This is a genomic window from Citrobacter sp. wls718, assembly GCF_005280945.1.
GTDB lineage: Bacteria > Pseudomonadota > Gammaproteobacteria > Enterobacterales > Enterobacteriaceae > Citrobacter > Citrobacter gillenii.
This window is the reverse complement of the sequence record NZ_SZWV01000003.1, coordinates 1-26,796: the sequence shown is the minus strand read 5'-3', so window position 1 is coordinate 26,796 and position 26,796 is coordinate 1. Positions and strand designations below refer to the sequence as shown.

The 26,796-nt window shown below is 53.5% G+C and carries 27 protein-coding genes and 1 other annotated feature; of the genes, 14 read left to right on the top strand and 13 right to left on the bottom strand.

Going from position 1 to position 26,796, the window contains the following annotated elements; translation table 11 throughout:
- Positions 1-8: 8 nt before the first annotated feature.
- Positions 9-1,331, top strand: coding sequence for a D-serine ammonia-lyase (gene dsdA, locus FDW95_RS00160; RefSeq protein WP_115257120.1), 1,323 nt, complete (start codon positions 9-11; stop codon positions 1,329-1,331).
- Between the two features lie 12 nt (positions 1,332-1,343).
- Here dsdA and FDW95_RS00155 read toward each other — a convergent pair whose 3' ends face one another.
- From FDW95_RS00155 to FDW95_RS00145, 3 genes are read right to left on the bottom strand one after another with little or no spacing between them, the layout of a single operon-like run.
- A complete protein-coding gene (locus FDW95_RS00155; protein ID WP_115257119.1) occupies positions 1,344-1,874 on the bottom strand; it encodes a radical SAM protein in 531 nt (176 codons plus the stop codon).
- Positions 1,871-2,233, bottom strand: coding sequence for a DUF202 domain-containing protein (locus FDW95_RS00150; protein WP_115257118.1), 363 nt, complete (start codon positions 2,231-2,233; stop codon positions 1,871-1,873). The genes FDW95_RS00155 and FDW95_RS00150 overlap by 4 nt, the downstream gene beginning before the upstream one ends.
- Positions 2,223-2,570, bottom strand: coding sequence for a DUF202 domain-containing protein (locus FDW95_RS00145; protein ID WP_096759005.1), 348 nt, complete (start codon positions 2,568-2,570; stop codon positions 2,223-2,225). The genes FDW95_RS00150 and FDW95_RS00145 overlap by 11 nt, the downstream gene beginning before the upstream one ends.
- 108 nt (positions 2,571-2,678) lie before the next feature.
- Between FDW95_RS00145 and FDW95_RS00140 the strand changes: the two genes are divergently transcribed.
- Entirely contained in the window at positions 2,679-3,128 is a 450-nt protein-coding gene (locus FDW95_RS00140) for a hypothetical protein (RefSeq protein WP_115257117.1), read from the top strand.
- A gap of 123 nt (positions 3,129-3,251) precedes the next feature.
- On the opposite strand, the gene FDW95_RS00135 is transcribed toward FDW95_RS00140, so the two are convergent.
- From FDW95_RS00135 to ibpA, 3 genes are all read right to left on the bottom strand, one after another.
- Positions 3,252-4,913, bottom strand: a complete 1,662-nt coding sequence (locus FDW95_RS00135) for a putative transporter (RefSeq protein ID WP_135911180.1) — start codon at positions 4,911-4,913, stop codon at positions 3,252-3,254.
- 124 nt (positions 4,914-5,037) lie between these two features.
- Positions 5,038-5,466 carry a small heat shock chaperone IbpB gene (gene ibpB / locus FDW95_RS00130; RefSeq protein ID WP_096759003.1) on the bottom strand — a complete coding sequence of 143 codons (429 nt, stop codon included), beginning with the start codon at positions 5,464-5,466 and terminating at the stop codon, positions 5,038-5,040.
- Positions 5,467-5,560: 94 nt separating this feature from the next.
- Positions 5,561-5,974 carry a small heat shock chaperone IbpA gene (gene ibpA / locus FDW95_RS00125; protein ID WP_045448945.1) on the bottom strand — a complete coding sequence of 138 codons (414 nt, stop codon included), beginning with the start codon at positions 5,972-5,974 and terminating at the stop codon, positions 5,561-5,563.
- Positions 5,968-6,040 (bottom strand) — a sequence feature (ROSE (Repression Of Heat Shock gene Expression) occurs in the 5'-region of heat shock genes and acts as an RNA thermometer to modulate expression.). Its footprint overlaps the gene before it by 7 nt.
- A gap of 240 nt (positions 6,041-6,280) precedes the next feature.
- Between ibpA and FDW95_RS00120 the strand changes: the two genes are divergently transcribed.
- The gene (locus FDW95_RS00120) at positions 6,281-6,613 is read left to right on the top strand and encodes a YceK/YidQ family lipoprotein (protein ID WP_096759493.1); all 333 of its coding nucleotides are present in this window, start codon (positions 6,281-6,283) and stop codon (positions 6,611-6,613) included.
- 1 nt (position 6,614) lies between these two features.
- On the opposite strand, the gene FDW95_RS00115 is transcribed toward FDW95_RS00120, so the two are convergent.
- On the bottom strand, positions 6,615-7,841 hold the full coding sequence (locus tag FDW95_RS00115; protein WP_115257115.1) for a DUF3748 domain-containing protein: 1,227 nt from the start codon (positions 7,839-7,841) through the stop codon (positions 6,615-6,617).
- Between the two features lie 99 nt (positions 7,842-7,940).
- Between FDW95_RS00115 and cbrA the strand changes: the two genes are divergently transcribed.
- Entirely contained in the window at positions 7,941-9,068 is a 1,128-nt protein-coding gene (gene cbrA, locus FDW95_RS00110; protein WP_115257114.1) for a colicin M resistance lipid reductase CbrA, read from the top strand.
- A 5-nt stretch (positions 9,069-9,073) separates the two neighbouring features.
- Here the strand turns inward: cbrA and yidA are convergent, their stop codons facing one another.
- The 5 genes from yidA to dnaA all read right to left on the bottom strand — a co-directional run bounded on the left by yidA (position 9,074) and on the right by dnaA (position 16,271).
- The gene (gene yidA, locus FDW95_RS00105) at positions 9,074-9,886 is read right to left on the bottom strand and encodes a sugar-phosphatase (protein ID WP_115257113.1); all 813 of its coding nucleotides are present in this window, start codon (positions 9,884-9,886) and stop codon (positions 9,074-9,076) included.
- A gap of 213 nt (positions 9,887-10,099) precedes the next feature.
- Positions 10,100-12,514, bottom strand: a complete 2,415-nt coding sequence (gyrB, locus tag FDW95_RS00100; RefSeq protein ID WP_115257112.1) for a DNA topoisomerase (ATP-hydrolyzing) subunit B — start codon at positions 12,512-12,514, stop codon at positions 10,100-10,102.
- A gap of 28 nt (positions 12,515-12,542) precedes the next feature.
- Entirely contained in the window at positions 12,543-13,616 is a 1,074-nt protein-coding gene (gene recF, locus FDW95_RS00095) for a DNA replication/repair protein RecF (protein WP_115257111.1), read from the bottom strand.
- A 146-nt stretch (positions 13,617-13,762) separates the two neighbouring features.
- Positions 13,763-14,863: a DNA polymerase III subunit beta gene (gene dnaN, locus FDW95_RS00090; protein ID WP_096758997.1), complete on the bottom strand. Its 1,101-nt coding sequence runs from the start codon at positions 14,861-14,863 to the stop codon at positions 13,763-13,765.
- Positions 14,864-14,867: 4 nt separating this feature from the next.
- Positions 14,868-16,271, bottom strand: coding sequence for a chromosomal replication initiator protein DnaA (dnaA, locus tag FDW95_RS00085; protein ID WP_096758996.1), 1,404 nt, complete (start codon positions 16,269-16,271; stop codon positions 14,868-14,870).
- A 606-nt stretch (positions 16,272-16,877) separates the two neighbouring features.
- On the opposite strand from dnaA, the gene rpmH reads away from it, so the two are divergent.
- The 9 genes from rpmH to FDW95_RS00040 all read left to right on the top strand — a co-directional run bounded on the left by rpmH (position 16,878) and on the right by FDW95_RS00040 (position 24,541).
- Entirely contained in the window at positions 16,878-17,018 is a 141-nt protein-coding gene (gene rpmH, locus FDW95_RS00080) for a 50S ribosomal protein L34 (protein WP_003023858.1), read from the top strand.
- A gap of 17 nt (positions 17,019-17,035) precedes the next feature.
- Positions 17,036-17,395 carry a ribonuclease P protein component gene (gene rnpA / locus FDW95_RS00075; protein ID WP_096758995.1) on the top strand — a complete coding sequence of 120 codons (360 nt, stop codon included), beginning with the start codon at positions 17,036-17,038 and terminating at the stop codon, positions 17,393-17,395.
- Positions 17,359-17,616, top strand: coding sequence for a membrane protein insertion efficiency factor YidD (gene yidD / locus FDW95_RS00070; protein WP_003023846.1), 258 nt, complete (start codon positions 17,359-17,361; stop codon positions 17,614-17,616). Before rnpA ends, yidD begins: the two co-directional genes overlap by 37 nt.
- Positions 17,617-17,618: 2 nt before the next feature.
- Positions 17,619-19,265, top strand: a complete 1,647-nt coding sequence (yidC, locus tag FDW95_RS00065; RefSeq protein ID WP_115259883.1) for a membrane protein insertase YidC — start codon at positions 17,619-17,621, stop codon at positions 19,263-19,265.
- A 108-nt stretch (positions 19,266-19,373) separates the two neighbouring features.
- Complete coding sequence (gene mnmE / locus FDW95_RS00060) at positions 19,374-20,738, top strand: tRNA uridine-5-carboxymethylaminomethyl(34) synthesis GTPase MnmE (RefSeq protein WP_115259882.1); 1,365 nt, start codon at positions 19,374-19,376, stop codon at positions 20,736-20,738.
- 180 nt (positions 20,739-20,918) lie between these two features.
- The gene (locus FDW95_RS00055; RefSeq protein ID WP_115259881.1) at positions 20,919-22,100 is read left to right on the top strand and encodes an MFS transporter; all 1,182 of its coding nucleotides are present in this window, start codon (positions 20,919-20,921) and stop codon (positions 22,098-22,100) included.
- Positions 22,069-23,028: an HTH-type transcriptional regulator YidZ gene (gene yidZ, locus FDW95_RS00050; protein ID WP_096758991.1), complete on the top strand. Its 960-nt coding sequence runs from the start codon at positions 22,069-22,071 to the stop codon at positions 23,026-23,028. The genes FDW95_RS00055 and yidZ overlap by 32 nt, the downstream gene beginning before the upstream one ends.
- A 166-nt stretch (positions 23,029-23,194) precedes the next feature.
- Entirely contained in the window at positions 23,195-23,944 is a 750-nt protein-coding gene (locus tag FDW95_RS00045; RefSeq protein ID WP_115259880.1) for a 4'-phosphopantetheinyl transferase superfamily protein, read from the top strand.
- Between the two features lie 30 nt (positions 23,945-23,974).
- Positions 23,975-24,541, top strand: a complete 567-nt coding sequence (locus tag FDW95_RS00040) for an NADPH-dependent FMN reductase (RefSeq protein ID WP_096758989.1) — start codon at positions 23,975-23,977, stop codon at positions 24,539-24,541.
- A 54-nt stretch (positions 24,542-24,595) separates the two neighbouring features.
- Here FDW95_RS00040 and adeP read toward each other — a convergent pair whose 3' ends face one another.
- The gene (adeP, locus tag FDW95_RS00035) at positions 24,596-25,933 is read right to left on the bottom strand and encodes an adenine permease AdeP (protein WP_138140552.1); all 1,338 of its coding nucleotides are present in this window, start codon (positions 25,931-25,933) and stop codon (positions 24,596-24,598) included.
- 167 nt (positions 25,934-26,100) lie between these two features.
- Here adeP and yieH point away from each other — a divergent pair, with 167 nt between their 5' ends.
- Positions 26,101-26,766 (top strand): 6-phosphogluconate phosphatase, encoded by a 666-nt coding sequence (yieH, locus tag FDW95_RS00030; RefSeq protein ID WP_115259879.1) that lies wholly within the window; start codon positions 26,101-26,103, stop codon positions 26,764-26,766.
- The last annotated feature ends 30 nt before the right edge of the window (positions 26,767-26,796 follow it).

The following is a 26,796-nucleotide window of genomic DNA, read 5'->3' as shown; positions in this document are numbered from 1 at the left end:
GACGCCCTATGGAAAACATGCAAAAACTCATCGCCCAGTATCCGTTAGTGGAGGATCTGGTCGCACTGAAAGAAACGACCTGGTTTAACCCGGGCACCACCTCTCTTGCGGAAGGTTTACCCTATGTTGGCCTGACGGAAGACGACGTTCAGGATGCTCACGCCCGTCTGGCGCGCTTTGCGCCGTACCTGGCAAAAGCTTTCCCGGAAACCGCGGCCACCGGCGGTATTATCGAATCTGAGCTGGCCGCCATTCCCGCCATGAAGAAACGGCTGGAAAAAGAGTTTGGCCAGAATATCAGTGGCGAAATTCTGTTGAAGAAGGACAGCCACCTGCCGATTTCCGGCTCGATTAAAGCCCGTGGCGGTATTTATGAAGTACTGACTCACGCCGAAAAACTGGCGCTGGAAGCCGGTCTGCTGACCACCGATGATGATTACAGCGTGCTGCTTTCACCTGAGTTCAAGCAGTTCTTCAGCCAGTACAGCATCGCGGTAGGCTCGACCGGTAACCTCGGGATGTCGATCGGCATCATGAGCGCCCGCATTGGCTTTAAGGTGACGGTGCATATGTCTGCTGACGCCCGCGCCTGGAAAAAAGCCAAACTGCGCAGCCACGGCGTGACGGTAGTGGAGTATGAAGAAGATTACGGCGTGGCGGTTGAACAGGGCCGCAAGGCGGCGGAGTCTGACCCGAACTGCTTCTTTATCGACGACGAAAATTCCCGCACGCTGTTCTTAGGCTATGCGGTTGCCGGGCAGCGTTTGAAGGCGCAGTTCACGCAGCAGGGCCGCGTGGTAGATGCCGACCATCCGTTGTTTGTTTATCTGCCATGCGGCGTCGGCGGCGGCCCTGGCGGCGTGGCATTTGGCCTGAAGTTGGCGTTCGGCGATAACGTACACTGCTTCTTTGCGGAGCCGACCCATTCACCGTGCATGCTGCTCGGGGTTTACACCGGGCTGCACGATGACATCTCTGTACAGGAGATTGGCATTGATAATCTGACCGCAGCCGATGGCCTGGCGGTGGGTCGGGCTTCTGGTTTTGTGGGGCGTGCGATGGAGCGTCTACTCGACGGCTTGTACACCCTTGATGACCAGACCATGTACGACATGCTGGGCTGGCTGGCGCAGGAGGAAGGGATTCGCCTTGAGCCGTCGGCACTGGCGGGGATGGCCGGTCCGCAGCGCGTTTGCGCGTCAACTGACTATCAACAAATGCACGGTTTCAGTGCTGAGCAACTTAATAACGCCACGCACCTGGTGTGGGCCACCGGCGGTGGCATGGTGCCGGAAGCCGAAATGGCACAGTACCTGGCGAAAGGGCGCTAAACGCCGTTGACCTTAACGCAGCATCGCCATCAGTTCCATCGGTGAGCGATGCTGCTTCAGCAGGTCGCGCATAACGCGCATATGCGGAGCCGTGTGGTCAAAGAAAGCTTGATAGCCTGCACACAGTCCACCCTTGCCGCTATCATCACAAAATGCAGGGCAATCGCCACGATAGAATTGCAACAGGGAACATGACTGACAGCGCACGCTCATCTGTGAAATCGTCTGTCGATTAGTTTGTCCCGTTCGACCACACCACCGATTCAACGTTTCATCAAAAAGCGGAATAGATATTCGCGTAATATCCTCACGAACCCAGATATCAAATACCGTATTTAAAAAATGTCCCCAGTCTTCCGCTGTAACGGAACCCGCGGTCAGACACCCTTTTTCATCGCGTTCAACTAAGGGAACAAACTGCACCGAACGAACGCCTGATTTTTGTATATTGCGATATAAATCAATAGGTTGATTGCATTTCAGCCGATCTACCACCACCTTAATCATTCCCTCACTAACATCCATGTGCTCACACTCCGTCATACAAAATTCCCGAGATATACGATAAGTTGGCGAACGTGTGTTACAGCAAACAGTATTGCGAGAGATAACACCGCGAGGGAGATCATAAATTTGTCACGCACCGCGCGAGATTCAGAAAAATCACTATGCGTGACGTCCATCAGGTTACGGCTCCGGGTATAGCGCCAAAGAATTATCGCCACAATTGCCAGTACCCCAATTGACACCCAAAACAGAAAGCCGGCCTGATGCCAGTTATGTTTCAGCGCCAGCGCTATTAACGCGCCATAACCCAGCAGGGTGCGAAACCAGGCCAGCGAGGTACGTTCAGGTTGCAGCCCCGGATCGGCAATACGTCGCGATTTACGGCTATCCGGCATACAGCACCAGGCCCATCACAATGACCGCAACAATCATCAAAATCAGACTGATTATCAACAGGCTATGCGTGTATGGCAGGTCCTCTTTCAGGCGCATGGCCTTTTCATTCCGCAACCAGCGCAGGTAGCCATAAATCGCCAGACCGCCGGCAAACAGGCACAGCAGCAGCGCCAGCAGTTCGCGAATGACCGGCGTGGCGAAATCCGGTGCCAGTTGATCAAGACCCACACCGGCGGCCAGAAACCCCAGCGCGGTGCGGATCCACGCCAAAAACGTACGCTCATTTGCCAGCGAGAAGCGGTAATCCGGCGCTTCTCCGAGGCGGGAAATCTTCATTATGGCTCCTTTTAACTATCGCGGTTCAGCCGTTTTTCCTGCCCACTTTCAGAATTTCAAACGCCAGATTGCTGATATTCTTCACGCTATCCAGCACCGGGAGGTCAAATGGACATCATATCGCAAAACAAATGTAGCTCATTAGGAATGCTTTTCGGCGCCATTGCCTTGATTTTTGGTATTTTTCATTTCTCTTTCGGTCCATTTTACGCCCCACAGGCTCGACTTGAGAACGTGGTGGCAGAGAAGGTTTCAGCCGTCAAAAAAGGTATTATTGCTGGGCTGAAGGGTGAGAAGCCGCTTGTTACTGACAAAGAAGAAACCATCAATATTGATAAGGTGCTGAATAACAGTAGTATCGCTCTTGCCGTCATTGCTCTGGTTTGTGCTTTTATCGGTGGCATGCGCAGAGAAAATCGTTGGGGTATCTATGGCGCCATTATCTTCGGCGGAGGAACACTAGTCTTTCATGCCTTGCTCTTTGGCGTCGCGCTGATATTCACCATCATTCTGATTATAATGATATTTTCATTTCTCAGCGGCGGTTCGCCGATTTAATCGTTTTATCAAAATACAGTCACATTATTTGGCTAGAAATGATGCAATCAGAGTATCGCTGGAGGGTAATGGAGAATTGCGTCTTATCCGGCCTACAGACCAGGCAGGCCGGATAAGTCAGTGTTAACCCATCCCCCAGAAGATCACCGCCAGCAGTTGGGGGGTGATAATGCGCAGGAACATCACCAGTGGGTAGACAGTGGCATAGGAAAGCGCCGCCGCACCGCTGGTAGCGTGCAGGTTGTTGGCAAAAGCCAATGCCGGTGGGTCAGTCATCGAACCGGCCAGCATTCCGCACAGCGTGAGGTAGTTCATTTTGGTGAGCAGCCGCGCCAGCAAACCAACGGTGATCAGCGGAACGGCGGTAATGAAAATACCGTAACCCACCCAGCTTAAGCCATCGCCCTGGGTTAATGTATCGACAAAATCACCACCCGATTTCAGGCCAACCACCGCGAGAAAGAGCACAATCCCCAGTTCGCGCAACGCCAGGTTAGCGCTCGGCGGCATAAACCAGTACAGCTTGCCGATGCTGCCAATACGCCCAAGTATCAGCGCCATAATCAGCGGCCCACCGGCCAGGCCCAACTTTAACGCCACCGGGAAGCCAGGAATAAACAGCGGAATAGAACCCAGTAAAACCCCAAGTCCGATACCGATAAACACTGGCAGCATCTGTACCTGCTGCAGTTTTTGCTGCGCGTTGCCGACAACATTAGCGACGGCATCGATGGACGAGGGCCGCCCCACCAAATTGAGGATATCACCAAACTGCAGGCTGGCGTCGCTGCTAGCGACCAGCTCAACGCCTGCGCGGTTCAGGCGCGAGATAACAACGTCATAGCGTTCTTTGAAATGCAGATCGCGGATCCGTTTACCCAGCACCTGTTCGTTGGTCACCACCACACGCTCGACGCGCAAATCCGTGCCTCGCGTCGACAGCGAGGTATCAACTTCCTGACCGATCACTACCAGCGCGTTGTGCAGGTCATCGGGCTGCCCGACCAGGTGGAGCAGGTCGCCCATCTGGATAATGGTTCCCGGCGACGGCACCATCAGTGTCTCATCCCGCTTCAGACGCGAGCAGATAATTTTATCGCTGTTCAGAATGGGGACGTCCTGAATCGCCATATTATTCAGGTTCGGGTTTTCAACGCGGATGTTCATGGTCTGAATCAGCGCCTGACCGTTGGTCCGCGTTGATTCGTGCTGCTGTGCTTCTGCCTCGACGTTAACGCGGAAGATAAGGCGCATTAACCACATCGTGAGCAAGATACCGCAAATACCAAAAGGATAAGCCATGGCGTAGCTCATCCCCATCTGGTCCACGACATCCATGGGCGTACCCAGATCGCGCAGGATTTGCTGTCCAGCACCCAGCGCCGGAGTATTAGTGACGGCACCGGAGAATATGCCCAGCACCACGGGAAGAGGTATAGCAAAAATTTTATGCAGGAGAGCGGTAACCAGCCCCCCCATAATGACAATCAGCACGGCGAACAAATTCAGGCGCAGGCCCGAAACGCGCAGCGAAGCAAAGAAACCCGGCCCCACCTGGATACCGATGGTGTACACGAAGAGTATCAGGCCGAACTCCTGAATAAAATGCAGCATATCGCCGCTCAGGGTCATCCCTGCCTGATCGACAAAATGTCCGACGATAATACCGCCAAACAGCACGCCTCCGATGCCAAAACCCACACCCCGGACTTTAATGTTGCCGATCCATAACCCGACAACCGCCACCAATGCCAGAACGCTGACCGTCAATGCTATATCACTCATTCTTCTGTTCCCTGTGAATAACATCATTAAGTAGATGGATTCTGGCAGAGTACAGTCGCAATGTATGGGTGGTAAAGCACAAAAAAGCCCCGTCATTTCTGGCGGGGCAAAGGCAAGGAGCTCATTAGCTATTTAATGCGGGACGTTCGCTGATGGTGATCCGCTGCGGTGGGACCGTTTCAGGTTCGTTGCGAATTAAATCGATGTGCAGCAAACCATTGGTGAAGCTCGCGCCGGAGACTTCCATATTTTCAGCCAGGGTAAAGCTCAGGCTGAAGGATTGTGTCACCAGCCCCTGATGCAGCCACTTGGTCTCTTTTTCCGGCTGCTCAGGCGTACCTTTCACGGTCAGACGCGTACCTTCCAGCTGAATATCCAGATCTTCCTGACGGAAACCGGCTAACGCAAGCGTAATGCGATAGTGGTTATCGTCGCTCTTTTCGATGTTATAGGGTGGGAAGCTCTGGCTTTCACCGGTGTTTTGCAGTGCATTGGCCAGTTTGTCAAAACCGATCCATTGACGCAGCAGCGGGGATAAATCGTAGTTACGCATATTCATTTCTCCTTCTAAGAAGCGAGTAAATACCTTTCAGCTCCCTGACGGCAAGCTGATTGCTTAGCAGGGCCGCCTGACGCGGCCCACTGAATTAGTTGATTTCGATACGGCGCGGTTTGTTCGCTTCCGGAATCACGCGCTCAAGCTCGATATACAGCAGACCATTCACCAGGTTTGCGCCACGAACATGAATGTTCTCCGCCAACTGGAACTTGCGTTCAAAGTTGCGCTCGGCAATACCCTGATACAGGTAAGTACGTTCTTTTTGCTCGTCTGCATGAGCGCCTTTCACCACCAGCAAATTGTCCTGGGCGGTAATTTCCAGCTCGCTTTCAGCAAAGCCCGCAACGGCAATCGCAATACGGTAATGGTTTTCGTCTACCAGCTCGACGTTATACGGAGGGTAGCCGCCATTACTCTGGCTCTGATTGCTTTCCAGCAGGTTAAACAGACGATCAAAACCAATTGCAGAACGGTATAACGGGGATAAGTCAAAGTTACGCATAATCAATAGCTCCTGAAATCAGCGAGAATGTTAGACCTTCCATCATGGACAGGTCAGGTAGCCAGAACACCCATCAGGCGTGCCCTTCATTTGCCTACATCCTAAAAATGGGTCTTGATACAAACTTTTCAAGCGTATTCATCCGACTTTTTTTGCAGTTTGTTGTCTATTGCATACACTGGGGGAACAGTTGTTATCGTTAGAGTGCGATAGCCACCACAGTGCGACAGAATGGTGATGTTATTTTTCGCAACGGATCGCTATAACTCACCATGCAAACACCGATGTTTAACAGATGAAAAAATGATGATTAGAAAAATGTTGTTAACACTGATGATGTGCAGCGGAATGGTTGTTGTGAGCGGGTGCTCCAGCGTCATGTCGCACACCGGTGGCAAAGAGGGAACGTATCCTGGCACGCGTGCCAGCGCCACGATGATTAGCGAGAGCGATACAAACTGGGGAACCAAGTCACTGGCGATTCTTGATATGCCATTTACCGCCGTGCTGGATACGCTACTGCTCCCGTGGGATTTCTTCCGTACCGATAGCTCGGTAAGATCGCGCGTTGAAAGAAGCGAGGAGAGCACGCAAGCCATTAACGACGTGATCCCCCCGGCAACAATGCCAGCCCCTTAAGTTAACGCCCGGTTTCTGTCACCCATAGCTGGCGGAAACCCTCGACGTCCTCCATCCACGCAACTTGCTGCCCATCAGGCGAGAAAACGATCGCATCAGCAGACGGAGGGGCTTCGTGACTTTTCGTTAAAAAATCAATCTCTCCCGTCTGTGCATCACAGCAGGCAATTCTATTTTCCAGCACGAATCCCAACCATTGCCCCGACGGATGCCAGTTAAAGGCGGACTGAATATCACTCGAACAGTGAGTTAACTGGCGCGGTGCACCGCCCTGAGGTGAAATCAACCAGAGCTGCACCACGCCATGATCATCACGCATCAAAAACGCAATCTCTGATGCCAAGGGATGACTGCGCACCCAGTGACGCGGCTGATTCACCAGTCCAGGGAAAGCGCGGTCGTGAGTAAACGTCAGGCGGCGCTGAACCACGCCAGCCGGCGGGGCTGGCATTGTTGATTCGCTGCCTTCAAGCGGTGCATCGCCCGGTTGCTTCCAGCCACTTTCATCCTGCGGTAAATCGACAATAAACAGTTCAGGTACTTTCTCACCATTGACTGACAACGTATCACCGATAAACGCCAGCGCGTGGTTCCCCACCCAGCCCTCTTCATAGGCACGGTTAATCTGATCGCTACCCGGCTGTGGCGCAGGCGTAGTCTGGCTTACCAGTACGCACCAGTGACTTCCGCTGTACTCGCGCGGATGCTGAACGGAAACCGTCACCGGACCGTACGGCGAAGCCACGCCAACGTTACGTAAATCCAGCGCCGGGGAACGCTCACGCAACACATGGTCGTTATAGGTGAAGCTGACAAACTCGCCGTTCGGGCTAAAAACATGTACATGGCTGCCGCCGCGCAGTGCGCCAGGGGTAAACGGGACAGTAATATCCATCGCGTCCAGATTCGTCACATCACCCTGCCCGGCAATGACTCCGCGACGGTGATGAAAGTCGTAATGCCATATTTCATCAGGATTTTCAGGCCCGTGAATGAACACGTATTTTTCAGACTTCGGATGAACGGTCACCACGCCAACGTGTGCCTGCTGCGTCGCACGATAAATCACTTCCACCTCGCCAGTGTGAATATTGACGCGTTCAATGGTCTCGCCGGTAAACGATGCGCCGGAGGGTCGCACATCAAAAACCAGCCACTGGCTGTCCGGGGTCCAGGTATTGATATTGGTCAGTTGGTGATGACGCGGCGTAAAGGTGACTTGCTTCATGGGATGCCCTGATACGAGACAATTTCAGCAATCATACTTCACAAGGACTTCACTTTCAGGCTTTAGCGTATGCTCATCTCACTTACTATGGGCAGAAAGATGGAACATTTTGACGTGGCGATTATCGGTTTAGGCCCGGCAGGTGCGGCGCTGGCGCGGCAGTTGAGCGGAAAAATGCGCGTGATTGCTCTGGATAAAAAGCGCCAGTGCGGGACTGAAGGGTTCACCAAACCCTGCGGAGGCCTACTGGCTCCTGACGCCCAACGTTCATTTATCCGCGACGGGATCACGCTCCCCGTTGATGTTATTGCCAATCCGCAGATATTCAGCGTTAAAACGGTCGATGTGGCCGCCTCTCTGACCCGAAACTACCAGCGTAGTTATATCAATATCGATCGCCATGCTTTTGATTTATGGATGAAATCACTCATCCCTGACGATGTGCAGGTTTACCATGACAGCCTGTGTCGTAAAGTCTGGCGCGAGGGCGATAAATGGCATGTGATATTCCGTGCAGACGGCTGGGAACAGCAGATTACGGCTCGCTATCTGATCGGTGCCGACGGGGCGAATTCGCTGGTGCGCCGTCATCTCTATCCACAACACCAGATCCGTAAATATGTTGCTATCCAACAGTGGTTTACGGAACAACACCCTGTCCCGTTCTACTCGTGTATTTTTGATAACGATGCTACGGACTGTTATTCCTGGAGTATCAGCAAAGACGGCTTTTTTATCTTCGGGGGGGCTTACCCAATGAAGGACGGTCAGGCACGTTTTGACATGCTGAAAACCAGGATGGAAGCGTTCCATTTCCAGTTTGGCAAACCGGTGAAAAGCGAAAAATGTACAGTCCTGTTCCCGTCACGCTGGAAGGATTTCGTCTGCGGCGAGGAGAACGCCTTTCTGATTGGCGAAGCCGCCGGATTTATTAGCGCCAGTTCACTGGAAGGTATTAGCTATGCGCTGGACAGCGCGGAAATCCTTAAATCCGTACTGTTGCAGGACGTGGTAGACAAAAATAAAGCCTATCGCAAAGCAACCCGCAAGCTGCGTATCAAGCTGTATGGAAAAATCCTCAAGAGCCGGGCGCTAACGTCCGCATTTTCCCGTAAATGGATAATGCGCAGCGGCGTGGCGCATATTCCGCAGGCCGAATACCCTGAATCAAAAACGACAACGGATGAAAAAGACGTTGGGCAAATGCGGCAAGGCATTTGCCCATAGCGGACTTAATTCAGCGCAAATTTCTCAATGGCATACGCAACGCCGTCTTCAAGATTAGATTTGGTGACGAAGTTGGCGATTTCTTTTACCGAGGGAATTGCGTTATCCATGGCTACGCCCATACCGGCATATTCGATCATCGCGATGTCGTTTTCCTGATCGCCAATCGCCATAACCTCTTCGGCTTTAATGCCCAGCGCATCGGCCAGCGATTTCACACCGGTGCCTTTATTGACGCGTTTATCCAGGATTTCGAGGAAGTACGGCGCACTTTTCAGCACTGTATATTTCTCTTTCACCTCTGCCGGAATGCGTGAGATGGCTTTATCGAGGATTTCTGGTTCATCAATCATCATCACTTTCAGGAACTGAGTCGCCGGGTCCATCTTCTCGGCTTCACAGAACACCAGCGGAATGGTCGCGATAAACGATTCATGCACCGTGTAGTAGCTGATATCTCGGTTAGCGGTATACAGCGTGTTGCGATCGAGGGCGTGGAAGTGTGAACCGACTTCCCGGGAGAGTTGTTCCAGGTAACGATAATCGTCATAGCTCAACGCCGTTTGGGCAACGGTGCTGCCATCCCCTGCTTTCTGCACCAGCGCCCCGTTGTAGGTAATGCAGTAGTCGCCAGGTTGTTCCATATGAAGTTCTTTCAAGTAGCTGTGGACGCCGGCATACGGACGGCCAGTGGTCAGCACCACGTTTATCCCGCGCGCGCGCGCCGCAGCAATTGCATTTTTGACCGCAGGTGAAATGGTGTGATCGGGCAGCAGAAGTGTGCCATCCATGTCGATAGCAATAAGTTTGATAGCCATGAGTTCCCCGGATTAAATGAGTCCGTCCTCATGCTAACGCGATTCCGCTCAAAAAACAGCTACGAAAAGGGGGATAGGAAGGGGAACCGGGATCCCCCTTTTGACAATCGATGGTAGGCCGGATAAGGCCTAAGCCGCCATCCGGCAAAAACTGACGAACTGCCTGATGGCGTTGCGCTTATCAGGCCTACAGGAGCAGGCCTGAGTTACACATTAGATATCGATATTTGCCGCTTTCAGGGCGTTCTCTTCGATAAACGCACGACGCGGTTCAACGGCGTCGCCCATCAGCGTAGTGAACAACTGGTCGGCAGCAATCGCGTCTTTCACCGTCACACGCAGCATACGACGGCTTTCCGGATCCATGGTGGTTTCCCACAGCTGATCCGGGTTCATTTCGCCCAGACCTTTATAACGCTGAATAGACAGACCACGGCGGGACTCTTTCACCAGCCAGTCCAGCGCCTGCTCGAAGCTGGTAACCGGCTGACGACGCTCACCACGTTCAATAAACGCATCGTCTTCGATCAGGCCACGCAGTTTCTCACCCAGCGTGCAGAGACGACGGTATTCACCTCCGGTCACAAACTCATGCTCCAGAGGATAGTCGGTATCGACCCCGTGGGTACGCACGCGGATAACCGGTTCAAACAGGTTCAGCTCGGCGTCTTTACGTACAAAGCTATTCCAGGTGCTACCGTGCATTTCGTTTTCATTCAGCACGTTCACCAGCTGGGAAACCCAGGCCGTGACTTTCTCTTCATCAGCCAAATCGGCTTCGGCCAGCGTCGGTTGATAAACCAGTTCTTTCAGCAACGAGCGCGGGAAGCGGCGCTCCATACGACCAATCATTTTCTGCGTGGCATTGTATTCAGATACCAGTTTTTCCAGCGCTTCACCCGCCAGCGCCGGAGCGTGGGCATTGGTGTGCAGCGTGGCGCCATCAAGAGCAATAGAGATCTGGTACTGATCCATCGCTTCATCGTCTTTGATGTACTGTTCCTGCTTGCCTTTCTTCACTTTGTACAGCGGTGGCTGTGCAATGTAGACGTGACCGCGTTCAACGATTTCCGGCATCTGACGATAGAAGAAGGTCAACAGCAACGTACGAATGTGCGAGCCGTCGACGTCCGCATCGGTCATGATGATGATGCTGTGATAACGCAGTTTATCCGGGTTGTATTCGTCGCGACCGATACCGCAGCCGAGCGCGGTAATCAGCGTTGCCACTTCCTGAGAAGAGAGCATCTTGTCGAAGCGCGCCTTCTCAACGTTAAGGATTTTACCCTTCAGCGGCAGAATCGCCTGGTTCTTACGGTTACGTCCCTGCTTCGCAGAGCCGCCCGCTGAGTCCCCTTCCACCAGGTACAGTTCAGAGTGGGCCGGGTCGCGTTCCTGACAGTCCGCCAGTTTGCCCGGCAGGCCAGCTAAGTCCAGCGCACCCTTACGACGGGTCATTTCACGTGCACGACGTGCTGCTTCACGGGCACGTGCCGCATCAATAATTTTACCGACGACGATTTTCGCGTCAGACGGGTTTTCCAGCAGGTATTCGCTCAGCAGTTCGTTCATCTGCTGTTCTACTGCGGTTTTCACCTCGGAGGAGACCAGCTTGTCTTTGGTCTGGGAGGAGAATTTCGGATCCGGTACTTTCACGGAAACGACAGCAATCAGGCCTTCACGGGCATCGTCACCGGTGGCGCTGACTTTCGCTTTTTTGCTGTAGCCTTCTTTGTCCATGTAGGCGTTCAGGGTACGGGTCATCGCCGCACGGAAGCCTGCAAGGTGAGTACCGCCATCACGCTGTGGAATGTTGTTGGTGAAGCAGTAGATGTTTTCCTGGAAACCATCGTTCCACTGCAGCGCAACTTCGACGCCAATACCGTCTTTTTCGGTGGAGAAGTAGAAGATATTCGGGTGGATCGGCGTTTTGTTTTTGTTGAGGTATTCAACAAACGCCTTGATGCCACCTTCGTAGTGGAAATGATCTTCTTTGCCGTCGCGCTTATCGCGCAGGCGGATGGATACGCCGGAGTTCAGGAATGACAGCTCGCGCAGGCGTTTCGCCAGAATCTCATATTCAAACTCAACGACATTGGTAAAGGTTTCATGGCTTGGCCAGAAACGCACCTGGGTACCGGTCGCTTCAGTCTCGCCAGTCACGGCCAGTGGTGCCTGCGGTACGCCGTGCACGTAAGTTTGCTGATGCACTTTACCTTCGCGGCGAATCACCAGCTCCAGTTTCTGCGACAGGGCGTTAACCACGGAAACACCTACGCCGTGCAGACCGCCGGAGACTTTATAGGAGTTATCATCGAATTTACCGCCTGCGTGCAGGACGGTCATGATCACTTCGGCCGCCGAAACGCCCTCTTCCGGGTGGATACCGGTTGGGATACCACGACCATCATCGGTAACGGACACGGAGTTGTCAGCGTGGATTGTCACCACGATATCTTTACAGTGACCCGCGAGCGCTTCGTCGATAGCGTTATCTACCACCTCGAATACCATGTGGTGTAGACCGGTGCCGTCATCCGTGTCGCCGATATACATACCCGGGCGCTTACGCACCGCATCCAGTCCTTTCAGGACTTTGATACTGGAGGAGTCATAAGAATTCGACATCAACGTTTCTCGCTCATTTTATCTTGGGTTAATCCGTTATTTTACCCTTTTCCACGGTGAACATCTTCGAATTTTTGTCCGACATGTCCATAACGTGTTCAGCGCTAATTGCGCTGACAAAGACTTGAGATTGCGTGGCTTTTAAGCGGCTGGCTAGCAGTCCGCGACGCGCATCATCCAGTTCAGAGGCAAAATCATCTATCAGGTACAGGCAGCGCCGTCCGCTTTCACGAGTCAGGAACTCCCCTTGCGCCAGACGTAAGGCGCACATCAGCAGTTTTAACTGCCCACGCGACAACGTATCTTCCACCGGTGCGCCGTCGGCACGTATGCGGAAATCCGCTTTGTGCGGGCCGTACGCGGTGTAGGTCAACATGCGATCGCGTTCAAAACTGCGTTCCAGCACCTCAGCGTAATCGGTCTCTTTCTCCCAGCCACGCTGGAAAGAGAAAGAGAGTGAAAACTCGGGAAGAAACAGCTGGCAGGTATCCGCCATATCCTGCGCGATACCGGCGCTGTACTCCGCGCGCCAGGTGCTGATTTGTTCCGCCAGCGGGATCAACTCTCGATCCCACGGGCGCAGTTGCTCATAACGACTCACCTGGCGCAGCGCCGCATTGCGCTGCTTTAGCAATCGCTTAAGGTTGCTCCAGGCGGTAAAGAATCCGGCTTCATTGTGAAAGCATCCCCAGTCAAGGAATGCTCTTCTGTATTTGGGGCCGCCATTGAGTAAAGTAAACCCCTCAGGCGTTATCAGCTGCATCGGCATCAGGTGCGCCAGTTCGGCAACCTTATGACCGTCAGTGCCGTCAATGCGCACTTTGCTGTCACCCAGCTTGTCTTTGGTCAGGCCAATCGAGGTTTCACGCTCAGCGCCCTGCAAACGCCCGTGGAGTACAAACGACTCCTGCTCGTGGCGAATGACGCGGCCAATCTGCACACTGCGAAACGCCCGACCGTGACCGAGCGTATAAATAGCTTCCAGCACACTGGTTTTACCGCTGCCGTTAGCGCCGACCAGGAAGTTAAAGCCGGGAGATAAAGTGAGATCCGCATTTTCAATATTGCGGAAGTCTTTGATGAGCAAGCGCGTCAGTGACATATCAGCGTTCTTTGGGCCAGGGCGTTATCGGCGCAGCCAGTTTCAACGCGGACTGCGCGCAGACCCTGGAGCGTACACGCAGTACGTGACAGGGGCGAGCACAGCCCAGGTTGAAAATGGCAAGTAAGATAGCCCGATATTTTCCACTACAGTCTCATTGGCATAACAACGTAGGCTGCGGATTGTGACGCTGCATCTTCAATCTGTACGCTCGATACGGAATCGGTCAGCATAATACGGACGTTTTCGCACTTCAGCGCGTTCAGTACGTCCAGCACGTAGCTAACATTGAAGCCGATTTCCATTTCAGTCCCAGGATAGGTGACATCGAGGATCTCTTCCGCTTCTTCCTGCTCTGGGTTGTTGGCCGTAATTTTGAGCTGGTTTTCGCTGACGTACAGACGCACACCGCGGAATTTCTCATTGGAGAGTATGGCCGCACGGGCAAACGCCTGCTTAAGGATATCGCAGCCCGCCTCCAGATGTTTGTCTGGATTCTTCGGCAGTACGCGACGGTAATCCGGGAAACGTCCATCTACCAGCTTGGAGGTAAAGATGAAATCGCCAACATGCGCACGGATGTTGTTGCTGCCAATCTGCACGCGCAGCGGGTTGTCGCCGCCGTCGAGCATACGCATCAGTTCAATCACGCCTTTACGCGGCACGATCACCGAATGACTGGGCAGCGATTGACCCACCGGCATAGAGCACACCGCCAGGCGGTGACCGTCGGTCGCCACGGTACGCAGTTCTTCACCTTCGGTTTCAAACAGCATGCCGTTTAAGTAATAGCGCACATCCTGATGAGCCATCGAAAACTGCGTGGCTTCAATCAGACGCTTCATCGTCGCCTGCGGCAGCGTGAATTCAACTTCACTCTGCCAGTCATCCAGATTCGGGAAGTCGGCGGCAGGCAGCGTGGACAGCGAGAAACGGCTGCGGCCAGAACGCACCAGCATGCGGTCACCTTCCAACTGGACAGCAATTTCCGCACCTTCCGGCAAACCACGACAAATGTCGAAGAATTTACGCGCCGGGACGGTGGTCGCACCGGGTTCATGCGGCTGGATCAGCGCAACGCGTGCCACCATCTCCATCTCGAGATCGGTACCGGTCAGAGAAAGCGTTCCATCCGCAACCTGTAGTAACAGGTTTCCGAGGATCGGCAGCGTAGGACGACCACCCAGCGGGCCGCTGACCTGCTGAAGCGGTTTTAATAAATGTTCACGTTCAACGGTAAATTTCATAGCGTCACGAAGATAATGTTCTGATTAAATTGGAGAAATCTTCTTTAATATCATGGCTTTCTTCACGCAACTGTTCAATCTTGCGACAGGCATGAAGCACGGTAGTATGGTCACGCCCACCAAAGGCGTCGCCAATTTCCGGCAAACTGTGGTTGGTAAGCTCTTTTGCCAGCGCCATCGCCATCTGACGCGGACGCGCTACCGAGCGAGATCGACGCTTAGAAAGCAGATCCGCAATTTTGATTTTGTAATACTCTGCCACCGTCTTTTGAATATTGTCGATGGTGACCAGTTTTTCCTGTAATGCCAGCAGGTCGCGCAGCGCCTCACGCACAAAATCGATAGTAATCGCCCGGCCAGTAAAGTTGGCGTTAGCAATCACGCGGTTCAGTGCGCCTTCCAGTTCACGCACGTTAGAGCGTAAACGCTTGGCAATAAAGAACGCCACCTCGCCTGGCAGACGAATATCGTTTTCGTCAGCTTTTTTCATCAGGATCGCAACGCGCGTTTCCAGTTCAGGTGGTTCGATCGCGACGGTCAGTCCCCAGCCAAAGCGGGATTTCAGACGATCTTCAACGCCATTGATCTCCTTCGGATAGCGATCCGATGTCAGGATGATCTGCTGATTACCTTCCAGCAGGGCATTGAAGGTGTGGAAAAACTCTTCCTGGGATCGTTCTTTATTAGCAAAGAATTGAATATCGTCAATCAGCAACGCATCAACCGAACGGTAGTAGCGTTTAAACTCTTCGATCGCATTGTTTTGTAGGGCTTTAACCATGTCCTGTACAAAACGCTCGGAGTGCATATACACCACTTTTGCATTCGGCTTGCGCGCCATAATCCCGTTACCCACAGCATGCAACAGGTGGGTTTTACCCAGACCGGTGCCGCCATAAAGGAATAGAGGATTGTAGGCGCCGCCAGGATTGTCCGCCACCTGACGAGCCGCCGCGCGCGCCAGTTGGTTAGATTTACCTTCAACGAAGTTATCAAACGTGTGTTTGACGTTGACGTTAGAGCGATAGGTTGGTTCTGCCGGGGCCGGGACGTTATCCCAACCCGAACGTGCTGCAGGTGCAGCTCGTTGCGGCTGAACTTGTTGCGCTACATACGCAGGTGCGACAACGTGATTAACCGGCGTCTTCAGCGTTTGCGTGACGGGTTTGGTACCGACTTCAAAGCGTAGCTGTGGGGCATCTGCTCCGCAGAAGTTATTCAGCAATCCATTAATATTATTAAGGTATTTGTCCCTTACCCAATCGAGCACAAAACGGTTTGGCGCATACAAAGCCAGCGTGTTATCGCTCAGTTCCGCCTGCAACGGGCGTATCCACATACTGAATTCTGTGGCTGGTAACTCATCCTGCAATCGGGCAAGACACTGCTGCCAAAGCGAAAGTGACACGGCGGACTCCACTCGAACAAAAGTCGATAAATGACAAAGGCTGAAACATTCATGATTGTTGGCGCACGTCGAAAAGACCCTGCATGAGGGTGACGTGCGAACCGCTGTCTGCGGTTATATGCCTGATCAGGATCCATTGAAACGATCAGGACCGCGGATCATAGCCTAAACTGAGCGAGAGATCTTCTGTTTCTCACAGATTCTTCCCGATTTATCCACAGGATGATCCAGAATCGGCTAAGTGTAAACGATCCTGGAGAAGTGCTGCAGGTTTTCGCGCGCATATTGAAAAAATTAATGAGTAAAGATGCTTTACTGCGAAAACGATCTAATAAAGATCCCGTGCGATCCTTGCGCTTTATCCACCAGCCCGTATAATTCTTACCCCCAGCGAGTAAAGGTCGCCTCACGGCGTCAACGCTGCCTGTTTTTTACGCGAAACCATGCGGAAAAAAGCGGGAATTAAGGAAAGAGAATTGACTCCGGAGTGTACAATTATTACAATCCGGCCTCTTTAATCACCCACACTGTGGCGTAAGTCGTTCGAAGTTCGTTCGGGTATACGCAAAAGTCAGTGAATTTATTCAAGTTTAGGTAGAAATCGCCATGAAACGCACTTTTCAACCGTCTGTACTGAAGCGCAACCGTTCTCACGGCTTCCGTGCTCGTATGGCTAATAAAAATGGTCGTCAGGTTTTGGCACGTCGTCGTGCTAAAGGCCGTTCTCGTCTGACCGTTTCTAAGTAATAAAAGCTAGCCCCTGAGTGGTTAAGCTCGCATTTCCCAGGGAGTTACGTTTGTTAACTCCCACTCATTTCACATTCGTCTTCCAGCAGCCACAACGGGCTGGCACGCCGCAAATCACCATTCTCGGCCGCCAAAATTCGCTGGGGCATCCCCGCATCGGTCTAACGGTCGCCAAGAAAAATGTTAAACGTGCGCATGAACGCAACAGGATTAAACGCCTGACGCGTGAAAGCTTCCGTTTACGTCAGCACGAACTTCCAGCAATGGATTTCGTAGTGGTGGCTAAAAAAGGGGTTGCCGACCTCGATAACCGTGCTCTCTCGGAAGCGTTGGAAAAATTATGGCGTCGCCATTGTCGCCTGGCTCGCGGGTCCTGATAGCCCTCATTCGGGTCTATCAACGCCTGATCAGTCCGCTGCTTGGGCCGCATTGCCGCTTCACTCCAACCTGTTCGAGCTACGGAATTGAGGCATTGCGCAGGTTTGGAGTGATAAAAGGCAGTTGGTTGACGGTGAAACGCGTATTAAAATGCCACCCTTTACACCCTGGTGGTGACGATCCCGTCCCACCCGGACCATTTGATACCAGAGAACACTAACGATGGATTCGCAACGCAATCTTTTAGTCATCGCTTTGCTGTTCGTGTCTTTCATGATCTGGCAAGCCTGGGAGCAGGATAAAAATCCGCAACCTCAGGCTCAACAGACCACGCAGACAACGACCACCGCAGCGGGTAGCGCCGCCGACCAGGGCGTACCGGCCAGTGGCCAGGGGAAACTGATTACGGTTAAGACTGACGTGCTTGATCTGACCATCAACACCCGTGGTGGTGATGTGGAACAGGCTTCACTGCCAGCTTACCCGAAAGAACTCGGTTCTACCGAACCGTTCCAGTTACTGGATACCACGCCACAGTTCATCTATCAGGCACAGAGTGGCCTGACAGGTCGTGACGGCCCGGATAACCCGGCTAACGGCCCGCGTCCGCTGTACAACGTCGACAAAGACGCTTTTGTACTGGCTGACGGTCAAAATGAACTGCAGATCCCGATGACCTATACAGACGCCGCTGGCAACACGTTTACCAAAACGTTTGTTCTCAAGCGCGGTGAGTATGCGGTAAGCGTTAACTACAGCGTGCAGAACGCCAGCGAGAAGCCGCTGGAAATCTCCACCTTTGGTCAGCTGAAGCAATCCATCAATCTGCCCTCTCATCTCGACACTGGTAGCAGCAACTTTGCGCTGCATACCTTCCGTGGCGCGGCTTACTCCACGCCTGATGAGAAGTATGAGAAATACAAGTTCGACACCATTGCTGAAAACGAAAACCTGAACGTCAACGCTAAAGACGGCTGGGTCGCAATGCTGCAGCAGTATTTCGCCACGGCATGGGTTCCGCGTAACGACGGCACCAATAACTTCTATACCGCAAATCTGGGTAACGGCATTGCCGCTATCGGCTATAAATCTCAGCCGGTACTGGTTCAACCGGGCCAGACAAGCGCGATGACCAGCACCCTGTGGGTTGGCCCGGAAATTCAGGATAAAATGGCGGCCGTTGCACCGCACCTGGATCTGACCGTCGACTACGGTTGGTTGTGGTTCATCTCTCAGCCGCTGTTCAAACTGCTGAAGTGGATCCATAGCTTCCTGGGTAACTGGGGCTTCTCTATCATCGTTATCACCTTTATCGTTCGTGGCATCATGTACCCGCTGACTAAAGCGCAGTACACCTCCATGGCGAAGATGCGTATGCTGCAGCCGAAGATTCAGGCAATGCGTGAGCGTCTGGGCGATGACAAACAGCGTCAGAGCCAGGAAATGATGGCCCTGTACAAAGCTGAGAAGGTTAACCCTCTGGGCGGCTGCTTCCCGCTGATCATCCAGATGCCAATCTTCCTGGCACTGTACTACATGCTGATGGGCTCCATTGAACTGCGCCATGCGCCGTTCGCACTGTGGATCCATGACCTGTCTGCACAGGACCCGTACTACATCCTGCCGATCCTGATGGGCGTAACGATGTTCTTCATTCAGAAGATGTCGCCGACCACCGTGACCGACCCGATGCAGCAGAAGATCATGACCTTTATGCCGGTCATCTTCACCGTGTTCTTCCTGTGGTTCCCGTCAGGTCTGGTGCTGTACTATATCGTCAGCAACCTGGTAACTATTATTCAGCAGCAGCTGATTTACCGTGGTCTGGAGAAGCGTGGCCTGCATAGCCGCGAGAAAAAGAATTCCTGATTCGGTTGTAGGCCGGATAAGGCGAAGCCGCCATCCGGCAAACGGAACATAAATTAAAGGGCGGTCGATTGACCGCCTTTTTTATTATTGGTATTTAAGAGACATATCATGAGCCATAACGACACCATCGTCGCTCAGGCCACCCCACCGGGACGTGGTGGTGTGGGTATTCTGCGCATCTCCGGCCTGAAAGCCCGCGAGGTTGCAGAATCCGTACTGGGCAAACTGCCAAAACCACGTTATGCCGACTACCTGCCGTTTAAAGATGCCGATGGTAGCACGCTGGATCAGGGGATTGCCCTGTGGTTCCCCGGTCCAAACTCCTTTACCGGTGAAGACGTTTTAGAATTGCAGGGCCACGGCGGCCCGGTCATTCTCGACCTGCTGTTAAAACGTATTCTGACTATTCCCGGCCTGCGTATTGCCAGACCCGGTGAGTTCTCGGAGCGCGCGTTCCTGAACGATAAACTCGATTTAGCCCAGGCAGAAGCCATTGCCGACCTGATCGATGCCAGTTCAGAACAAGCCGCACGTTCCGCGCTGAACTCCTTGCAGGGTGCGTTCTCCGCCCGCGTAAATCACCTTGTGGAAGCACTCACTCACCTGCGCATCTACGTGGAAGCGGCGATTGATTTTCCAGATGAGGAAATAGACTTCCTCTCTGACGGTAAAATTGAAGGCCTGCTTAATAACGTCATCGCCGATCTCGATGCCGTACGGGCCGAAGCGCGTCAGGGTAGCCTGCTGCGTGAAGGGATGAAGGTGGTGATCGCCGGACGTCCTAACGCCGGGAAATCAAGCCTACTGAACGCCTTAGCGGGCCGTGAGGCGGCGATTGTCACCGACATTGCCGGCACCACCCGCGACGTGCTGCGCGAACATATTCATATCGACGGTATGCCGCTGCATATCATCGACACCGCCGGTCTGCGTGACGCCAGTGACGAAGTCGAACGCATTGGTATCGAACGCGCCTGGCAGGAAATCGAACAGGCCGACCGCGTGCTGTTTATGGTGGATGGCACCACCACCGATGCCGTCGACCCGGCCGATATCTGGCCTGATTTTATCGCACGTTTGCCGACGAAGTTACCCATCACCGTAGTACGCAACAAAGCGGATATCACTGGAGAAACGCTGGGCCTTAGCGAAGTAAATGGCCACTCACTGGTTCACCTCTCCGCGCGTACAGGTGAAGGCGTGGACGTGCTACGCAACCACCTCAAGCAGAGCATGGGTTTCGAAACCAATATGGAAGGCGGTTTCCTGGCGCGCCGTCGTCACCTGCAGGCACTGGCAGAAGCGGCAGAGCATCTCCAGCAGGGTAAAGCTCAGTTGTTGGGTGCGTGGGCCGGAGAATTGCTGGCAGAAGAGCTACGCCTCGCGCAGCAGAATCTCAGTGAGATCACTGGGGAGTTTACCTCCGACGATCTGCTGGGACGGATTTTCTCCAGCTTCTGTATCGGTAAGTAACGTTGTGTTGCCCGGTGGCGCGATGCTTGCCGGGCCTACAGGACCCGTAGGCCCGATAAGGCAAAGTCGCCATCCGGCAACAAGTGATTTCCTCACAGGAAATCACTGTTGTCCGAATGGCAACTCGTGCTACTGACGCTGTCCCCGTATTCTTAGCGCCACATTCCTCATGAGGTCGCTATGACACGCTTTTTAATCTGCAGTTTTGCTCTGGTTCTGCTTTATCCTGCCGGTATTGATATGTATCTGGTGGGGTTACCGCGTATTGCCGCCGACCTTAACGCCAGCGAAGCACAGCTGCATATCGCATTTTCGGTGTATCTGGCCGGAATGGCCGCGGCGATGCTGTTCGCCGGTAAGATTGCCGACCAGTCGGGTCGTAAACCGGTCGCGATTGTCGGCGCCCTGATCTTTATTTTTGCTTCCGCCCTGTGTTCATTCGCCGAGAGCGGTACGCCGTTCCTGGTGGGCCGTTTTATTCAGGGAATTGGCGCAGGCTGCTGTTATGTAGTGGCCTTTGCGATTTTGCGCGATACGCTCGACGATCGCCGCCGGGCGAAGGTGCTGTCTCTGTTGAACGGTATCACCTGTATCGTGCCAGTTCTGGCCCCGGTAATGGGGCATCTGATTATGCTCAAATACCCGTGGCAGAGCCTGTTCTACACGATGATTGGTATGGGCGTGGCAGTTTGCCTGCTGTCGGTGTTTATCCTGCGAGAATCGCGCCCAGCGACGCTCTCAAGGTCTGCGGGTGTTGAGCAGCGCACCGAATCGCTGGTAAACCGCTTTTTCCTCAGCCGACTGGCGATTACCACGCTCAGCGTGTCGGTGATCCTTACCTTCGTCAACACCTCGCCGGTGCTACTGATGGAGGTAATGGGTTTTGACCGCGGTGAATACGCCACGACCATGGCGATGACCGCAGGGGTCAGTATGGCGGTCTCTTTCTCCACGCCGTTCGCCCTGAGCCTGTTTAAGCCCCGTACCCTGATGCTGGCCTCACAGGTGCTGTTCTTGAGCGCAGGCGTGGTGTTAACCCTTGCCAGCTCGCATGCAGTTACACTGTTTGGCCTGACGTTAATCTGTGCCGGATTCTCGGTCGGTTTCGGCGTAGCCATGAGCCAGGCGCTGGGACCATTCTCACTGCGGGCGGGCGTCGCCAGTTCAACGTTAGGCATCGCCCAGGTTTGCGGCTCATCGCTGTGGATTTGGCTGGCGGCTATCCTCGGACTCGACGCGCTGAATATGCTGATCGGGATTCTGATTGGCTGTAGCATAGTGAGCATCATGCTGATTATCACTGTTGCTCCTAACCGGTCCGCGCCCACTCATGAAGAAATCCCTCAGCAGTCTCGATCTTAATTTACTGCTTTGCCTGCAGCTCCTGATGCAGGAGCGCAGCGTTACCAAAACCGCCAAACGGATGAACGTCACGCCGTCGGCGGTCAGTAAATCATTGGCAAAGCTCAGATCCTGGTTTGACGATCCGCTGTTTGTAAACACCCCGCTGGGGCTGACGCCGACGCCGTTGATGGTCAGTATGGAACAGAGTCTGGCGGAGTGGATGCAGATGGGCAATCAACTGCTCGATAAGCCGCATCACGAAGCACCACGCGGGTTGAAGTTTGATCTGGTGGCCGAGACGCCGCTGGTGATGATCATGTTCAACGCGCTCTCCCAGCAGATCTATCAGCGTTATCCACAGGCCTCCATCAAAGTGCGCAACTGGGATTACGATTCGCTGGACGCCATTATTCGCGGTGAGGTGGATATCGGGTTTACCGGGCGCGAAAGCCACCCGCGCTCACGCGAGTTGCTGAGCCTGCTGCCGTTATCTATCGACCATGAGGTGCTGTTTTCCGATCTCCCCTGCGTCTGGCTGCGCGAAGATCATCCGGCGTTACGAGAAGAGTGGAACCTGGAGACCTTCCTGCGCTATCCGCATATCAGCATCAGTTGGGAACAAAGCGATACCTGGGCGCTGGACGATGTGCTGCAGGAGATGGGACGCAAACGCACTATCGCCCTGAGCCTACCGGGGTTTGAGCAGTCTCTGTTTATGGCCGCCCAACCGGATCACGCGTTGATAGCCACTGCCCCAGTCTACTGTCAGCGTTATAATCAACTCCACCAGCTTCCACTGGTGGCACGCCCGCTGCCCTTTGATACCGCACAGCTGGAAAAAATGCGCGTACCGTTCACCCTGCTCTGGCATAAACGTAACAGCCACAATCCAAAGATCGTCTGGCTGAAAGACACGATCAAGACGCTCTATCGTGATATGTCCTGACGCTGCACGCCCAAATTGTTGCTAAATTAACCATGATAGTGTCAGAAATGTAAATGTCGCGTAATGTATCCCGTTTTCGCCTGATTTTTAGGCAGCAAAGCCTGCCTGGACGCCGTGTAAATGTTACTCTGGTAATAATCACGGACCATTAATCACGGAGCGAAAAATGGCGACACATTTTGCCAGAGGGATTCTTACGGAGGGACACCTGATTTCAGTTCGCCTCCCTTCTCCATGTCATATCGAAGCAAACAGCCTCCCAACTCACCGCCGAACACGCTTTCTGGCCTCCAGAAGCCTCCTCGCTGAACTGATGTTTATGCTTTACGGCACCAGCTCGCTGCCCGAAATCGTGCAACATGCCAAAGGCAAACCGGTCTTTCGCGATAAAAATCTGCCCGGATTTTCCATTTCCTACGCCGGAAATATCGTCGGCGTTGCGCTGACGACAGAAGGCAGCTGCGGCCTGGATATGGAACTTCAGCGAGCAATCCGTGGGTTTAACTATCCACATTCGACGGACACCAGGCGCTTTTCCAGCAACGAAAACCTGTGGATCAACAACCAAAGCGATCCGAATGAAGCACGCGCACAGCTCATTACCCTGCGCCAGAGCGTACTCAAACTTACCGGTGATATGAGCAATGACGATCCGCGCGAACTCCAGTTGTTACCCGGCGCCGGACGCCTGAAATGCGCCCATACGGCGCAGATCGAAGCCATTTGCGATGCGGAAGATGTGCTGGTGTGGTCGGTCGCGGTGACGCCAGCCATTGAAAAACTCAAGGTTTGGGAGTTTGATGGTAAGCAGGATTGGAAAAGTTTGCCCGATATCCAGACTCGCGCCAATGCGCCAACGGGCCGCCTGATCCGCTTCTCTCAATTATCCGCAGCGAAGAGCTACACGCTTAACTGATTTAACCTTCATGATGAAACAGGAGTAACCATGTCCGAAACATTGAATGTTGTTACGTTACTGGGGAGCCTGCGCAAAGGCTCATTTAATGGAATGGTTGCCCGTACGCTGCCAAAAATTGCCCCGGCAGGGATGGACGTCAACGCATTACCGTCGATTGGCGATATTCCACTGTACGATGCCGATCTCCAGCAGGAAGAAGGTTTTCCGGCAAGCGTAGAAGCGCTGGCGGAGCAGATCAGAAAAGCGGATGGCGTGGTGATTGTCACACCAGAATATAACTATTCGGTACCAGGTGGACTGAAGAACGCCATCGACTGGCTGTCCCGTCTGCCCGATCAGCCTCTGGCAGGCAAACCGGTGCTGATCCAGACCAGCTCAATGGGCGCGATTGGCGGTGCCCGCTGTCAGTACCATCTGCGCCAGATTCTGGTGTTCCTTGACGCCATGGTCATGAATAAACCGGAGTTTATGGGCGGTGTCATTCAGAATAAAGTGGATACACAAACCGGCGAAGTGATTGATCAAAGCACGCTGGATCACCTGACGGGCCAGTTAGCCGCCTTCGGGGATTATATTCAGCGCGTAAAAGCATAAAAGAAAAAGCCCGCCAGCAGTAATGCCGGGCGGGCTGTAGAGAATACCGATATTTTAGTGTGCGTCGATAAACACAATCTTCAGCACAAACAGCAGCGCCACAACGATCACGCATGGGCTGAGGTCGCGGAAGCGTCCGGTACCGATTTTCATTACACAGTAGGAAATAAAGCCCAGCGCGATACCCTCGGTAATCGAGAAGCTAAACGGCATCATCACGGCGGTAATAAACGCCGGGACCGCTTCGGTCAGGTCATCCCACTTCACGCGTGACAGGCTGGAGGTCATCAGCACACCGACATAAATCAGCGCACCTGCTGCCGCATAGGGCGGCACCATTCCCGCCAGCGGCGACAGGAAAATCACCAGCAGGAACAGGATCCCCACCACGACAGCCGTCAGACCAGTACGCCCGCCAACTGAAACCCCGGAAGACGACTCGATATACGCAGTCACCGAAGAAGTACCGATAAAGGACCCGGCAACCGAGGAGACGCTATCCACAAACAGCGCCTGCTTCATGCGCGGAAACTTGCCTTTTTCATCGGCCAGACCCGCTTTGTCCGTCACACCAATAAGCGTACCGGAGGAGTCGAACAGGTTAACCAGCATGAAGGAGAAGATCACCCCCGCCAGCCCCAGGTTGAACGACCCGGCAAGGTCAACATGGCCCACAACGGTGGTGATGCTCGGTGGTGCAGAAACGATACCGTTATAGTGCACATCGCCCAGCATCCAGCCCAGCAGGGTGGTGACGATAATCGAAACCAGCACCGCCGCATGAATGTTGCGGGACGCCAGAATAGCGATAATGAAGAAGCCCAAGACCCCCAGCAGCACGCTGTGAGAAGTCAGGTTACCGATGGAAACCAGCGTATCCTTGTTCGCCACGATAACGCCGGCATTTTTCAGCCCCATCATGCCGATAAACAGACCGATACCGCTGGTGATCCCCACGCGCAGACTGACCGGAATGTTGGCAATCATCCAGTAACGCACGCGGAAGATAGTCAGCAGCAGCAGACCCACCGCACCCCAGAAGATAGCGCCCATACCTACCTGCCACGGCAGGCCCATTGCCTGTACCACGACGAACGCGAAGAAGGCGTTCAGCCCCATCGCTGGCGCCAGCGCCACCGGCAGGTTAGCGAATACGCCCATCAGGATACTGCCCAACGCCGCAATCAGACAGGTGGTCACGAAGACGGCACTGGTGTCCATTCCGGCTACGCCCAGAATTTGCGGGTTGACGAAAACGATGTAGACCATCGTCAGGAAAGTAGTGAAACCAGCGATCACTTCGGTCCGTGCCGTCGTGCCATGTTCGCGCAGTTTAAACACGCGTTCCAGTATGCCCCGGCCAGAAGCCTGGGTTGTGTGTTGTTGACTCATTATCAATTTCCGAACAAGGAGGGAAAATTCGTCGCTATCCTATACCAAAATGCGACAATAGGGTGGGTTATGAGCGATTTTTTTCCATTGATTTTGCTTATACGGCAACGATTGCGTCGCCCAATAATGCTGTACGTAAACGTTAAACTTGTTAAAACGGAAATGACATGTCCCAGATAGAAGCTGTATTTTTTGACTGTGACGGAACCCTCGTCGACAGTGAAGTCATTTGTTCTCGCGCGTATGTCAGCATGTTCCAGGCGTTTGGCATTACGCTCGATCTTAAAGAGACGTTTAAACGCTTCAAGGGGGTAAAGCTCTACGAGATCATCGACATTATCAACGACGAGCACGGTGTCGAACTGGCAAAAGCCGAACTAGAATCGATTTACCGCGCCGAGGTCGCACGCCTGTTCGATACGGAACTGGAGGTGATTGCGGGTGCCAACGCGCTGCTGGATAGCATGGCAGTGCCGATGTGCGTGGTGTCGAACGGTCCGGTCAGCAAAATGCAGCACTCGTTGGGCAAGCTAGGCATGCTGCATCATTTCCCGGATTTACTGTTCAGCGGCTATGATATCCAACGCTGGAAGCCCGATCCGGCGCTGATGTTCCATGCGGCAAAAGCCATGAACGTCAATCCGCAAAACTGCATTCTGGTGGATGATTCTGCAGCGGGTGCGCAGTCAGGGATTGATGCCGGGATGGAGGTGTTCTACTTCTGCGCCGATTCGCACAACAAACCGATCGATCATCCTAAAGTGACGACCTTTACCGATCTGGCACAGTTGCCGGCATTGTGGAAGGCGCGGGGTTGGAATATCGTCGATTAAACAGTAGGCCTGATAAGCAAAGCGCCATCA

Excerpts from the sequence above, each read along its gene's own strand:
- FDW95_RS00155 (WP_115257119.1), bottom strand. The coding sequence starts at position 1,874 with ATGACGGAGTGTGAGCACATGGATGTTAGTGAGGGAATGATTAAGGTG.
- ibpB (WP_096759003.1), bottom strand. The coding sequence starts at position 5,466 with ATGCGTAACTACGATTTATCCCCGCTGCTGCGTCAATGGATCGGTTTT.
- recF (WP_115257111.1), bottom strand. The coding sequence starts at position 13,616 with ATGTCACTGACGCGCTTGCTCATCAAAGACTTCCGCAATATTGAAAAT.
- dsdA (WP_115257120.1), top strand. The coding sequence starts at position 9 with ATGGAAAACATGCAAAAACTCATCGCCCAGTATCCGTTAGTGGAGGAT.
- FDW95_RS00145 (WP_096759005.1), bottom strand. The coding sequence starts at position 2,570 with ATGAAGATTTCCCGCCTCGGAGAAGCGCCGGATTACCGCTTCTCGCTG.
- gyrB (WP_115257112.1), bottom strand. The coding sequence starts at position 12,514 with ATGTCGAATTCTTATGACTCCTCCAGTATCAAAGTCCTGAAAGGACTG.
- yidD (WP_003023846.1), top strand. The coding sequence starts at position 17,359 with ATGGCGTCGCCATTGTCGCCTGGCTCGCGGGTCCTGATAGCCCTCATT.
- dnaN (WP_096758997.1), bottom strand. The coding sequence starts at position 14,863 with ATGAAATTTACCGTTGAACGTGAACATTTATTAAAACCGCTTCAGCAG.
- FDW95_RS00115 (WP_115257115.1), bottom strand. The coding sequence starts at position 7,841 with ATGAAGCAAGTCACCTTTACGCCGCGTCATCACCAACTGACCAATATC.
- mnmE (WP_115259882.1), top strand. The coding sequence starts at position 19,374 with ATGAGCCATAACGACACCATCGTCGCTCAGGCCACCCCACCGGGACGT.
- yidA (WP_115257113.1), bottom strand. The coding sequence starts at position 9,886 with ATGGCTATCAAACTTATTGCTATCGACATGGATGGCACACTTCTGCTG.
- ibpA (WP_045448945.1), bottom strand. The coding sequence starts at position 5,974 with ATGCGTAACTTTGACTTATCCCCGTTATACCGTTCTGCAATTGGTTTT.
- FDW95_RS00120 (WP_096759493.1), top strand. The coding sequence starts at position 6,281 with ATGATTAGAAAAATGTTGTTAACACTGATGATGTGCAGCGGAATGGTT.
- FDW95_RS00150 (WP_115257118.1), bottom strand. The coding sequence starts at position 2,233 with ATGCCGGATAGCCGTAAATCGCGACGTATTGCCGATCCGGGGCTGCAA.
- FDW95_RS00055 (WP_115259881.1), top strand. The coding sequence starts at position 20,919 with ATGACACGCTTTTTAATCTGCAGTTTTGCTCTGGTTCTGCTTTATCCT.
- yidC (WP_115259883.1), top strand. The coding sequence starts at position 17,619 with ATGGATTCGCAACGCAATCTTTTAGTCATCGCTTTGCTGTTCGTGTCT.
- yieH (WP_115259879.1), top strand. The coding sequence starts at position 26,101 with ATGTCCCAGATAGAAGCTGTATTTTTTGACTGTGACGGAACCCTCGTC.
- adeP (WP_138140552.1), bottom strand. The coding sequence starts at position 25,933 with ATGAGTCAACAACACACAACCCAGGCTTCTGGCCGGGGCATACTGGAA.
- rpmH (WP_003023858.1), top strand. The coding sequence starts at position 16,878 with ATGAAACGCACTTTTCAACCGTCTGTACTGAAGCGCAACCGTTCTCAC.
- FDW95_RS00045 (WP_115259880.1), top strand. The coding sequence starts at position 23,195 with ATGGCGACACATTTTGCCAGAGGGATTCTTACGGAGGGACACCTGATT.
- FDW95_RS00140 (WP_115257117.1), top strand. The coding sequence starts at position 2,679 with ATGGACATCATATCGCAAAACAAATGTAGCTCATTAGGAATGCTTTTC.
- yidZ (WP_096758991.1), top strand. The coding sequence starts at position 22,069 with ATGAAGAAATCCCTCAGCAGTCTCGATCTTAATTTACTGCTTTGCCTG.
- cbrA (WP_115257114.1), top strand. The coding sequence starts at position 7,941 with ATGGAACATTTTGACGTGGCGATTATCGGTTTAGGCCCGGCAGGTGCG.
- FDW95_RS00040 (WP_096758989.1), top strand. The coding sequence starts at position 23,975 with ATGTCCGAAACATTGAATGTTGTTACGTTACTGGGGAGCCTGCGCAAA.
- FDW95_RS00135 (WP_135911180.1), bottom strand. The coding sequence starts at position 4,913 with ATGAGTGATATAGCATTGACGGTCAGCGTTCTGGCATTGGTGGCGGTT.